Consider the following 11,953-nt stretch of genomic DNA (forward strand, 5'->3'; position numbering starts at 1 on the left):
TTCAGTTGTTTTTCCAGTTTTCGCGGATGTTGCGGGCGATGCACCCGACGAGCACCTCGACCGCTTCGACGGGCGACCAGGCGTTGTGGGGCGAGAGCAGCAGCCGGTCGGGTTCGCGGACGGCGAGCAGGGGATTTCCGGGCTCGAGGGGCTCGTGGACGAAGACGTCGAGCGCCGCCCCGGCCAGCCGTCCGGCATCGAGGGCTGCGGCCAGGGCGGCCTCGTCGACGATGCCGCCGCGTGCCACGTTGATCACGAGTGCCGAGGGCTTCATGAGCGACAACTCGCGTGCCCCGATCAACCCGCGGGTGCGGTCGGTCAGCGGACAGTGCACCGACACGATGTCGGCCCAGGCCAACAGCTCGTTGAGCGGCCGGGCGGGGTAGGGCTCCTCGCGCACGACGCCCGAGGTGGAGGTGTAGGCCACCTCGCAGCCGAGGGCTTCGGCGACGCGGGCGACGTTGCGGCCGATGTTGCCGAGCCCGACGATCCCCCAGCGGGATCCGTAGAGTTGACGGGTCGTGCGGCCGAAATGGAACTGGCGCCCGGCTCCGGCGTAATGCTCTTTGGTGTAGCGGTCGTAGTAGACGACCTGACGGAGCAGGGCGATGGCGGCGCCGATGGTGGTTTCGGTCACGGCGTGGGTCGAGTATCCGACGGCATTCTTCACGGTGACGCCGCATTCGGCCGCAGCCGCGAGGTCGATGTGGTTCATGCCGGTTGCGGCGATGCAGATCAGCCGCAGGCGGGGCAGGGCGCGGAGTGTCGCGGCATCGAAGGGCACCTTGTTGGTGATGACGATGTCGGCCTCGCGGCAGCGGCCGACGATCTCCGCGGGACGGGTCGTTTCGTAGGCCGTGTAGTTGCCGAGCGAGCGGATGGCCGCGAGGTCGGCGCCTCCGAGCGAGTATTCATCCAGAAAGACGATGTTGGGTTTCATGGGTATTTTCGATTGTTTGGACGATTTGCTTTTACGGATGTCCGGGGCGGTTCCGGGGGTCAGTCGAGCTCGCCGATCAGCCCGCGGATGACCACCGAGGCGCAGGCGATTCCGAATGCGGCCGGGATGTAGGAGATGGTCCCGACGTTGGATTTCTTGTTCTGCTCCTCGCAGAGGATCATCGCGCCCTCGCGGATCGGTTCGGGCGAGAAGACGGCGCGGAATCCGCTGCGGATGCCGATTTTGTGGAGGCGTTTGCGGAGCATGTGGGCCAGCGGGCAGTGGTGGGTTTTCGCGATGTCGGCGATCTCGATCCGCGTGGGGTCCGTCTTGGCCCCGGCGCCCATCGAGCTGACGAGCGGCAGGCGGCGTTCGAGCGCCGCGGCAATGAGGGCGAGTTTCGGAGAGAGGGTGTCGATGGCATCGACCGCGTAGTCGTACCGCGCGGCATCGAGCAGCCGGTAGGTCTCCTCGTCGCGGATGTAGCGGTTGACGACCGTGAGGTCGATTTCGGGGTTGATGTCGCGCAGGCGTTCGGCCAGGATGTCGGCCTTCTGCCGTCCGACGGTCGAGTGCAGGGCGACGAGCTGGCGGTTGATGTTCGTAGTGTTCACGGCATCGGCATCGGCAATGGTCATCTTTCCGACGCCCGCCCGGGCCACCATCTCGGCGGCATAGGCCCCCACGCCGCCCAGCCCGACGACCAGGACATGGGCCCGTTTCAAGCGGGCGAGTTTCTCCTCGCCCAACAGCAGTTCCGTTCTCTCCAGCCAGTTATCCATTTTGTGTTTCGAATAGGCGTTTGTAATTTTCGAGGGTGGCGCGTTGCAGCTCCTCCACCGGGCGACCCAACGCTTCGGCCGCCCGGGCGTAGATCTCCTCGATGGTCACCCCGGCGGCGTCGGTCTCGAAGAAGAGCTGTCCGAGGGGCGTTTCGCACAGGGCCCGGAGGGTTTTGGACGACGCGAAGGTCCGCTCTCCGAACGAGAGGTAATAACCTCTCCGCAGGGCTTGCTGGGCCTGTTCGGGGGAGCCGATGAACCCGTGGAAGATCACGGCCCGAGGTTCACAGGCGGCCAGTTCGCGCATCAGCGGCTCGAAGGCCCGCACGCAGTGCAGTACAACGGGCCGTCCGGTGCGTCGGGCCAGGTCGAGTTGCGCGCGCAGGGCGGCGAACTGGGCTTCGCGGGGGACCGGACAGGCGAAGTCGAGTCCGGTTTCGCCGATGGCCTGCACCTCGGCGGCTTCGTTCCCGACACGCTCCGTCCCGGCGGTCTCGTCCCTGACAACTCCCTCTCCGACATGACCCGTCCCGGCGGTCTCGTCCCTGACAACTCCCTCTCCGACACGCCCCGTCCCGGCGGTTGTTTCCCCGGCAACTCCGGTTCCGATGCGTCCGCCCTTGTCGGCGAACCGGGCGGCAAAGGCCTCTACATCCTGAGAATCAGCCTCCCAGGGATGTATGCCCGCGGTGCGGAGTTCGATTCCGCGGCCCGTGGGACGGTGGGTATGTATATTTATATAAGGAAGCATCGATGAGACAAAAATAGGAATTTTAAGTAAATTTAAAAAATAATGCATTGCGGGATGGCTTTTATCGGAAAAATTTTGTACTTTCGCACGCGAAATGATTGTTAGTTTGCTAACAGCCAGGGCCGGACAGGGAAACGCGCAGTGAAAAACGGCGGATTCCGGCGAGCCAGTGACGGACGGTGCACGGGGTGTACCAGTGACGGACGGGACGCGGGATGTGTCGGTGACGGACGGCAGTCAGGAAAGCAACCAAACACACAAAATAATTCAAACTCTTTAACCATGTCGAAAATCATTACATTACGCAAGGGTTTAGACATCAATCTGGTGGGCAAACCCCAGGAGTCGCTGGCGGAAGCGCCGATGGCTTCGGAGTATGCCCTCTCGCCCCTGGATTTCGAGGGTGTGACACCGAAATTGCTGGTTAAGGTGGGTGATCGGGTGAAGGCCGGTACGGCGTTGTTCTTCAACAAGTTCAACGAGCGTATACTCTTCACGTCTCCCGTCAGCGGCACGGTGTCGGCCATCAATCGGGGTGAGAAGCGCAAGGTGCTTTCGGTGGCTGTGACCCCGGACTCCAGGCAGGAGTACGAGACGTTCACGGTGCCGGGTCTCGAAAAGGCCGCGCGTGAGGAGATTGTCGAACTTTTGCTCCGTTCGGGTCTGTGGCCGATGATCATCCAGCGGCCCTACGGCATCATTGCGGACCCCGTGGACACGCCGAAGGCGATCTTTGTCTCGGCGTTCGATTCGGCGCCCCAGGCTCCGGACTACAATTTCGCGCTGAAAGGCGAACAGAAGGACCTCCAGACGGGTATCGAGGTGCTCCGCAAGCTCACTCCGGGGAAGGTTCACCTCTCGGTTCGCGCGAAGAGCGAAGGGCAGATGCCCCAGCTCAAGGGTGTCGAACTGCACACCTTTGCCGGGAAACACCCCGTAGGTAACGTGGGCGTGCAGATCCACCACATCGACTCGATCAACAAGGGCGATCTGGTCTGGACGGTGAATATTCAGGACCTGGCAATCATCGGCCGCCTGTTCAACGAGGGGCGTGTCGACCGGACGAAGACCATCGCCGTGGCGGGCTCGGAGATCGAGCACCCGCAGTACGTGCGCGTCATCGACGGCGCCAGGGTCGACTCGATCGTCAAGGGCAATGTCAAGGCGCAGCAGGAGGGCGACTCGATCCGCTTCATCTCGGGCAACGTGCTGACGGGTACGAAGACGTCGCTCGACGGCTTCCTGGGCTTCTACGCCCATCAGCTGACGGCCATCCCCGAGGGCGACAAGTACGAACTGCTGGGCTGGGCGATGCCGCGCTTCAAGAAGTTCTCGGTATCGCGGGCCTACTTCTCGTGGCTGTGCCCGCGCAAGGCCTACGATCTGGATACGAACCTGAACGGCGGCGAGCGCCCCTTCGTGGTGACGGGGCTCTACGAGCAGTATCTGCCGATGGACATCTACCCGATGTACCTGTTGAAGGCGTGCCTGGCGGGCGACATCGAGAAGATGGAGAACCTGGGCATCTACGAGGTGACGGAGGAGGATCTCGCGCTGTGCGAGTTCGTGGATCCCTCGAAGATCGAGATCCAGCAGATCATCCGCGACGGTATTAACTTAATGATCAAGGAGGCTTAAAGATGGGACTTCGCAAACTGATGGATAAAATCAAGCCCACGTTCTCGAAAGGCGGGAAACTGGGCTTCCTGGAGTCGACGTTCGATGCGTTCGAGACGTTCCTCTTCGTTCCGAACACGACGACCGTGAAGGGTGCGCACATCCGCGACTGCAACGACATGAAACGCACGATGATCATGGTTGTGCTGGCGCTGATGCCGGCATTCCTGTTCGGGTGCTGGTGGACGGGCTCGCAGGTGGGTCTGGAGGGTTTCCGGGCCTTCTTCTACGGACTGGTCCGGGTGCTTCCGATGGTGTGCGTGTCGTACATCGTGGGTCTGGCCATCGAATTCTATTTCGCACAGGTGCGCGGGCATGAGGTCAACGAGGGCTTCCTCGTGACGGGCCTTCTGATCCCGATGGTCTTCCCCGTTTCGACCCCGCTGTGGATGGTGGCCCTCTCGACGGCCTTCGCCGTGATCTTCGGCAAGGAGGTCTTCGGCGGAACGGGCATGAACGTCTTCAACCCGGCGCTGCTGGCCCGAGCGTTTGCCTTCTTCGCCTATACGCCCTCGATGTCGGGCGAGACGGTCTGGTACTCGACCTGGACGATGATGGGCGCACAGGTCGACGGCGTTTCGGGCGCTACGGCCCTCGAACAGTTAGCCTCGACCGGCACGATGACCTATTCGCCGCTGGATGCCTTCCTGGGCATGATCCCGGGGTCGTTCGGCGAGACCTCGACGCTGGCGATCCTGATCGGCGGCGCGATCCTGCTCTTTACGGGCATCGCGTCGTGGCGCACGATGGTTTCGGTCTTCGTCGGCGGTCTGGCGATGGGCTACCTGTTCCAGGCACTGGGCGTGACGACGTATCCGGCATGGTGGCACCTGATCGTGGGCGGTTTCGCCTTCGGTGCGGTCTTCATGGCCACGGATCCCGTGACCTCGGCCCAGACCAACAAGGGCAAGTACATCGTGGGCCTGATGACGGGCGCGCTGGCCGTGCTGATCCGCGTGGTGAACCCGGCCTACCCCGAGGGTATGATGCTTTCGATCCTCTTCATGAACGCGCTGGCACCGCTCGTAGACTACTTCGTGGTCGAGGCGAACATCTCGCGGCGCAAGAAACGTGTGAAACTCGCAAAATAGGGGAACCATGGCAACGAAAAGATTCAAATGCAACGTTTGCGGCTATATCCACGAAGGGGATGCCGCACCCGCAACGTGTCCCGTTTGCGCGGCTCCGGCATCGGAGTTTACCGAACTGAAGGAGTCGGCCGACGCGGCGGCTCCGAAGAAGAAGGGCCTGTTCAGCAATACGGACAACAACGCCTATATTGTTCTCTACTCGACGGTGATGGTCGTCATCGTGGCCACGCTGCTGGCGCTGGCCGCCCTGGGGCTCCAGAAACGCCAGTACGAGAACGAACTCAACGAGAAGAAGAAATCGATCCTGCTGTCGCTCTACGCGGGCGACGCCCAGAAACAGGGCGTTGCAGCCGAGGATCTGATCCAGACGGTGAAATATGAAGATGTGATCGACGCCTATGTGATTGACAACACCGGGGCGCGCGTCGAGGGCGAGGATGTCTTCGCGCTGCTGAACGACCTTCCGGGGGCCTTTGCCGCCGGGAAGTTCCCGATCTTCGAGTCCAAGGACGGCCGCGTGGTGATTCCCGTGACGGGTATGGGCCTGTGGGGCCCCGTGTGGGGATATGTGGCCCTGGAGAAGGACATGAATACCATCGCCGGCATCATCATGGCCCACAAGGGTGAGACCCCGGGTCTGGGTGACGAGATCGCCACGGCGAAGTATCAGGCGAAATTCGTCGGGAAGACGATTTTCGAGGGTGACGAGTTCGTGTCGGTGACGCTTCGCAAGGGCGGGGCGAAGGACCCGGCGCACGAGGTGGATGCCATTACGGGCGGCACGAAGACTTCGGACGGTGTGACGGCGATGCTCCGCAACAGCCTGGAGAACTACCTGCCGCTGCTGGAATCGAAGCGGGTCGCCGCGGAGACGGAGGCTGTGGCCGCGGAAGTGTCTAACGAAGAAAATGCAGAAAGCCATGAGTAACAACATGAAATATCTGACGGGTCCGTTCTCGGCGAACAACCCGGTGATCGTTCAGATTCTGGGAATCTGCTCGGCACTGGCCGTGACCGTCCAGCTCAAGCCCGCGATCGTGATGGCGCTGAGCGTAACGGTCGTGACGGCCTTCTCGAACCTGGTGATGTCGCTGCTGCGCAACGGCGTTCCGGCGCGTATCCGCATCATCGTGCAGCTGGTGGTGATTGCGGCGCTTGTGATTCTGGTGGACCAGGTGCTGAAGGCCTACGTCTACGAGATTTCGAAACAGTTGTCGGTCTACGTGGGACTGATCATCACGAACTGTATCGTCATGGGCCGCGTGGAGGCCTTCGCCCTGGGCAACAAGCCGTGGGCTTCGTTCCTCGACGGTATCGGCAACGGCCTGGGTTACGGCCTGATCCTGGTGATCGTGGCCATCTTCCGGGAGCTGCTGGGCTCGGGGAGCCTGCTGGGCTTCCGGATCATTCCCGAGAGCTGGTACATGGCCGAAGGCGGTTTCTATTCGAACTGCGGTCTGATGCTTTTCCCGCCGATGGCGCTGATCATCGTGGGTTGCATCATCTGGGTGCACCGCTCGCGCAACAAGGACTTACAGGAAAAATAGGAGGGTAGCATATGGAATCATTGAATCTCTTTATCCGGTCGATCTTTATCGACAACATGGTCTTCGCCTTCTTCTTCGGCATGTGTTCGTACATCGCCGTGTCGAAGAGCGTGAAGACGGCCCTCGGACTGGGAGCAGCCGTTACGTTCGTGATGGTGATGACCGTACCGTTGAACTATCTCCTGTATGAATACATTCTCAGGCCGGGCGCGCTTCATGCGTGGATTCCTGCGGTTCCGGAGAGTGTGGATCTGAACTTCCTGTCGTTCATCGTCTTCATAGCGACGATTGCGGCGTTCGTGCAGCTGGTCGAGATGATCGTCGAGAAGTTCTCGCCGGCGCTTTACAACCAGTTGGGCATCTTCCTGCCGCTGATTGCGGTGAACTGTGCGATCATGGGCGGTTCGCTGTTCATGCAGCAGAAGGTCGACGCCGGGGAATTGGATACGCTGTGGCAGTCGGTCGTCTACGGTCTGGGCTCGGGTCTGGGCTGGTGGCTTGCGATCGTGATGATGGCGGCCATCCGCGAGAAGACGACCTACTCGCACATTCCCGCGGCGTTGAAGGGCCCGGGTATCGCCTTCATCATCACGGGTCTGATGGGTATCGCCTTCATGATCTTCTCGGGCATTCAGTTCTAATCTAAGAAGAATTCGCAACAATGACTACAACGATTTTAATAGCGATTGCGGCCTTTTTGATCATCACGCTGGTGCTGGTGGCGCTGCTTCTGTACGCGAAGGCGAAGCTGACGACGTCGGGGGCCGTTACGATCGACATCAATAACGGCGAGAAGGTCATTACGACGGAGAGCGGCTCGACGCTTCTGTCGACGTTGGCCAACAACAAGGTATTCCTTCCCTCGGCGTGCGGCGGCGGCGGTTCGTGCGGGATGTGCAAGTGCCAGGTTCTGGAGGGCGGCGGCGACATCCTGCCCACGGAGACGGGCTTCATCACGCGGAAGATGGCCAAGGACCACTGGCGTCTGGGATGCCAGGTGAAGGTGAAGAACGACCTGAAGATCCGGGTTCCGGAGGCTGTTCTGGGCGTGAAGAAGTGGGAGTGCACGGTGGTTTCGAACCGCAATATCTCGACCTTCCTCAAGGAGTTCGTGGTGAAGCTTCCGGAGGGTGAGAACCTGAAGTTCCGCAGCGGCGGTTACATCCAGATCGACATTCCGAAGTACGATGCGATCAAGTTCTCGGACATGGACGTGGACGAGAAGTTCCGCGCCGACTGGGACAAGATGAAGATGTGGGATCTGGTGACGACGAACCCCGAGCCGACGTTCCGCGCCTACTCGATGGCGAACCACCCGGCCGAAGGGAACATCATCATGCTGAACATCCGTATTGCCACGCCTCCGTTCGACCGTGCCACGGGTACGTTCATGAAGGTGAACCCGGGTATCTGCTCGTCGTACATCTTCTCGCGCAAGCCGGGCGACAAGGTGACGATTTCGGGACCTTACGGGGAGTTCTTCCTGCCGGACAACCTGCCCGATACGCAGGAGCTGATCTTCATCGGCGGCGGTGCGGGTATGGCGCCGATGCGGAGCCACATCATGCACCTGTTCAAGACCGAGAAGACGAAGCGTCCGGTATCGTTCTGGTACGGAGCGCGCGCCATGAAGGAGGCCCCCTACCTGCACGAGTTCCACGAGATCGAGGAGGAGTTCCCGAACTTCAAGTTCCACCTGGCGCTGGACCGTCCGGATCCGGAGGCCGATGCCGCCGGTATCCCCTATACGCCGGGCTTCGTGCACAACGTGCTCTACGAGAACTACCTGAAGCATCACCAGGCACCGGAGGACTGCATCTACCTGATGTGCGGACCCCCGATGATGATCTCGTCGGTGGTGAATATGCTCGATTCGCTGGGTGTACCGCCGGAGAACATCCTCTACGACAACTTCGGATCGTAGCATCCGGGTTGCAGATTCTGAAAATCGGGACCGTGAGGCCCCGATTTTTTTGTGTTCGGGGCTATGCCGGGGATGGAGGCTGCCCGGTCGCGTCAAACCGAAAAACATCGTTTTTTTGTTTGGCACTGCACACAGCTTTTCGTATCTTTGTAGAAATTCAACCTAAAATACGCGAAATTATGAACATTCCAACGATTTTCTGGGTCGTACCTGCGGCATCGGTCGTGGCCCTGGCCTTTGCGTGGGGCTTCTACCGGCTGATGAAGCGCGAGGACGAAGGTACGGACCGTATGCGTGAAATTGCCGCACACGTGCGCAAGGGTGCGATGGCCTACCTGCGCCAGCAGTACAAGGTCGTAAGCATCATCTTTGTGGTGCTGGCGCTGTTCTTTGCCTACCTGGCCTACGGCGCGGGGGTGCAGAACGAGTGGGTTCCCTTTGCCTTCCTGACGGGCGGTTTCTTCTCGGGTCTGGCCGGTTACTTCGGCATGAAGACGGCGACCTACGCTTCGGCCCGTACGGCCAATGCGGCGCGTCAGTCGCTGGACCGCGGTCTGAAGGTGGCCTTCCGCAGCGGTGCGGTGATGGGCCTTGTGGTCGTGGGCCTGGGTCTGCTGGACATTTCGTTCTGGTACCTCATCCTGAACGCCTTTGTTGACGTGACGGGACCCCAGAAACTCGTGATCATCACCACGACGATGCTGACCTTCGGCATGGGAGCCTCGACGCAGGCGCTCTTCGCGCGCGTCGGCGGCGGTATCTATACGAAGGCCGCGGACGTGGGCGCCGACCTGGTGGGCAAGGTTGAGGCCGGGATTCCGGAGGACGACCCGCGCAACCCGGCGACGATTGCCGACAACGTGGGCGACAACGTGGGTGACGTGGCCGGTATGGGTGCCGACCTCTACGAGAGCTACTGCGGTTCGATCCTGGCCACGGCGGCCCTGGGCGCTGCGGCCTTTGCCGCGGCGGGGAACGAAGCCCTGCAGCTGAAGGCGGTGCTGGCCCCGATGCTCATCGCTGCGGTGGGTATCGTGCTGTCGATCCTGGGCATCTACCTGGTCCGCACGAAGGAGGGGGCCACGATGCGCGAACTGCTCCGCTCGCTGGGTGTGGGTGTGAACTTCAGTTCGGCGCTGATTGCCGTTGCGGCGTTCGGGATTCTCTATCTGCTGGGGATCCAGAACTGGGTGGGCCTTTCCTTCTCGGTGATCACGGGACTCGTGGCGGGTATTGTGATCGGCCAGGCCACGGAGTACTACACCTCGCATTCGTACAAACCGACGCGGAAGATTGCCGAGAGCTCGCAGACGGGACCTGCGACGGTGATCATCTCGGGCGTCGGGTCGGGCATGATCTCGACGGCCATCCCGGTGGTGACGATCGGCGTGGCGATCATCCTGGCCTACCTCTGCGCGATCGGTTTCGACGTGAAGAACATGCTGGCTCCGCAGAACCTGTCGCTGGGCCTCTATGGCATCGGCATTGCGTCGGTGGGAATGCTCTCGACGCTGGGCATCACGCTGGCCACGGACGCCTACGGTCCGATTGCCGACAACGCCGGCGGTAATGCCGAGATGAGCGGCCTGGGCCCGGAAGTCCGCAAACGTACCGATGCCCTCGACGCACTGGGCAACACGACGGCCGCCACGGGCAAGGGCTTCGCGATTGGCTCTGCCGCTTTGACGGCTTTGGCCTTGTTGGCCTCGTACATCGAGGAGATCCGCATCGGCTTGCTGCATAACGGGGTGACGATGCTCGATCTGCCGAGCGGAGCGACGCGCTTCGTGCAGGATGCCTCGATTCTGGACTTCATGGACTACTACCATATTTCGCTGATGAACCCCACGGTGCTGATCGGCCTGTTTATCGGAGCGATGATGTCGTTCCTGTTCTGCGGCCTGACGATGAACGCCGTGGGACGGGCCGCCGAGAGCATGGTACAGGAGGTGCGCCGCCAGTTCCGCGAGATCAAGGGCATCCTTACGGGTGAGGGTACGCCGGACTATGCGCGGTGCGTGGCCATCTCGACCCGCGGGGCACAGCGTGAGATGCTGCTCCCGAGCCTGCTGGCGATCATCGTTCCGGTGGCTGTCGGGCTGATCTTCGGTGTGGCGGGCGTGATGGGCCTGCTGGTCGGCGGATTGAGCTCGGGCTTCGTGCTGGCGGTCTTCATGGCCAACGCGGGCGGTGCGTGGGACAACGCCAAGAAGATGATCGAGGAGGGACACTTCGGCGGCAAGGGCTCCGACTGCCACAAGGCTACGGTCGTGGGCGATACGGTGGGCGATCCGTTCAAGGATACGTCGGGCCCGTCGCTGAACATCCTCATCAAGCTGATGTCGATGGTTTCGATCGTCATGGCCGGTTTGACGGTGGCGTGGCATATCTTCTGATACCGCTTCGCTCCGTAAGGGCGGTTCCTCCGTGCGGGGGAACCGCTTTTTTGCTGCGGGAGGTGAGCGGTAGCGGTCTGAAAATTTGCTTCTGCGCCCGGGGATGCGTATCTTTGCGGCTGTGAAGCGTGAGACCATGAAAAATATCGTTTTCGATCTGGGCGGCGTGCTGTTCGCCCGTGACAGGAAGAAGTGCGACCCGGAGCTGCTGGAGTTTTTCGGATTTCTGCGGGCTCCGCAGATGCCGCGCTTCTGGGAGGAGTACGACCGGGGCACGAATACGCTGGAGGAGGTGACCGCAACCCTCGCGGAGATGACGGGCCGCCCGTATGAGCGTTGTGCGGAGGTGCTGCAGCAGGCCATCGACCTGCAGGAGCCGATTCCGGCGACCGAGGCGCTGGTGCGCGACCTGAAGGCGGCGGGCTATCGGCTTTACGTGCTTTCGAACATGGCCCGCGAATTCATTGCGCACCTGCGGCGCTTCCCGGTTTACGGATTGTTCGACGGCGATGTTGTTTCGTGCGAGGAGTTGACGGTGAAGCCCGAGCGGCGCATCTACGGGATCCTGCTCGACCGTTATGACCTCGATCCAGCCGAAACGCTCTTCATCGACGACCGTGCGGCGAATATCGAGGCGGCCGGGGCGCTGGGGATCCGGGGATTCCTGTTCGACCATCGGGATCCGGCCGCATCGTGTGCCGGGCTGCGGGAGCGCCTGCTCTGACCGATCCCTCTTTCGAATCCTCTCTGAAATGCGTTTCGGACCCTGCGGCCCGGAACGTCTGTCTCAGGACGCATGTCTGGCGCCTTCCCCGAATTTCGCCCCTTCCCAATCCTCTCCCCAC

At 61.5% G+C, this 11,953-nt stretch carries 11 protein-coding genes; 8 read left to right on the forward strand and 3 right to left on the reverse strand.

Features of this window, described 5'->3' with window-relative positions; translation table 11 throughout:
- Position 1 precedes the first annotated feature (1 nt).
- From ABGT65_RS11460 to ABGT65_RS11470, 3 genes are read right to left on the reverse strand one after another with little or no spacing between them, the layout of a single operon-like run.
- On the reverse strand, positions 2-940 hold the full coding sequence (locus ABGT65_RS11460) for an NAD(P)-dependent oxidoreductase (RefSeq protein ID WP_346702301.1): 939 nt from the start codon (positions 938-940) through the stop codon (positions 2-4).
- Between the two features lie 59 nt (positions 941-999).
- Positions 1,000-1,722: a tRNA threonylcarbamoyladenosine dehydratase gene (locus ABGT65_RS11465; RefSeq protein ID WP_346702303.1), complete on the reverse strand. Its 723-nt coding sequence runs from the start codon at positions 1,720-1,722 to the stop codon at positions 1,000-1,002.
- On the reverse strand, positions 1,715-2,473 hold the full coding sequence (locus ABGT65_RS11470) for a TatD family hydrolase (RefSeq protein ID WP_346702305.1): 759 nt from the start codon (positions 2,471-2,473) through the stop codon (positions 1,715-1,717). The genes ABGT65_RS11465 and ABGT65_RS11470 overlap by 8 nt, the downstream gene beginning before the upstream one ends.
- A gap of 282 nt (positions 2,474-2,755) precedes the next feature.
- On the opposite strand from ABGT65_RS11470, the gene ABGT65_RS11475 reads away from it, so the two are divergent.
- From ABGT65_RS11475 to ABGT65_RS11510, 8 genes are all read left to right on the forward strand, one after another.
- Positions 2,756-4,111: a Na(+)-translocating NADH-quinone reductase subunit A gene (locus tag ABGT65_RS11475; protein ID WP_346702307.1), complete on the forward strand. Its 1,356-nt coding sequence runs from the start codon at positions 2,756-2,758 to the stop codon at positions 4,109-4,111.
- A gap of 20 nt (positions 4,112-4,131) precedes the next feature.
- Positions 4,132-5,241 carry an NADH:ubiquinone reductase (Na(+)-transporting) subunit B gene (gene nqrB / locus ABGT65_RS11480; protein ID WP_346702308.1) on the forward strand — a complete coding sequence of 370 codons (1,110 nt, stop codon included), beginning with the start codon at positions 4,132-4,134 and terminating at the stop codon, positions 5,239-5,241.
- Positions 5,242-5,248: 7 nt separating this feature from the next.
- Positions 5,249-6,169 (forward strand): Na(+)-translocating NADH:ubiquinone reductase subunit C, encoded by a 921-nt coding sequence (locus tag ABGT65_RS11485; RefSeq protein ID WP_346702309.1) that lies wholly within the window; start codon positions 5,249-5,251, stop codon positions 6,167-6,169.
- The gene (locus tag ABGT65_RS11490; RefSeq protein WP_346702311.1) at positions 6,162-6,788 is read left to right on the forward strand and encodes an NADH:ubiquinone reductase (Na(+)-transporting) subunit D; all 627 of its coding nucleotides are present in this window, start codon (positions 6,162-6,164) and stop codon (positions 6,786-6,788) included. The genes ABGT65_RS11485 and ABGT65_RS11490 overlap by 8 nt, the downstream gene beginning before the upstream one ends.
- A gap of 11 nt (positions 6,789-6,799) precedes the next feature.
- Positions 6,800-7,429 carry an NADH:ubiquinone reductase (Na(+)-transporting) subunit E gene (gene nqrE, locus ABGT65_RS11495; RefSeq protein WP_346702312.1) on the forward strand — a complete coding sequence of 210 codons (630 nt, stop codon included), beginning with the start codon at positions 6,800-6,802 and terminating at the stop codon, positions 7,427-7,429.
- A gap of 20 nt (positions 7,430-7,449) precedes the next feature.
- The gene (gene nqrF / locus ABGT65_RS11500; RefSeq protein ID WP_346702314.1) at positions 7,450-8,712 is read left to right on the forward strand and encodes an NADH:ubiquinone reductase (Na(+)-transporting) subunit F; all 1,263 of its coding nucleotides are present in this window, start codon (positions 7,450-7,452) and stop codon (positions 8,710-8,712) included.
- Between the two features lie 179 nt (positions 8,713-8,891).
- On the forward strand, positions 8,892-11,108 hold the full coding sequence (locus ABGT65_RS11505; RefSeq protein WP_346702315.1) for a sodium-translocating pyrophosphatase: 2,217 nt from the start codon (positions 8,892-8,894) through the stop codon (positions 11,106-11,108).
- A 136-nt stretch (positions 11,109-11,244) separates the two neighbouring features.
- Positions 11,245-11,832: an HAD family phosphatase gene (locus ABGT65_RS11510; protein WP_346702316.1), complete on the forward strand. Its 588-nt coding sequence runs from the start codon at positions 11,245-11,247 to the stop codon at positions 11,830-11,832.
- Positions 11,833-11,953: the final 121 nt, after the last annotated feature.

It is taken from the genome of uncultured Alistipes sp. (assembly GCF_963931675.1).
GTDB lineage: Bacteria > Bacteroidota > Bacteroidia > Bacteroidales > Rikenellaceae > Alistipes.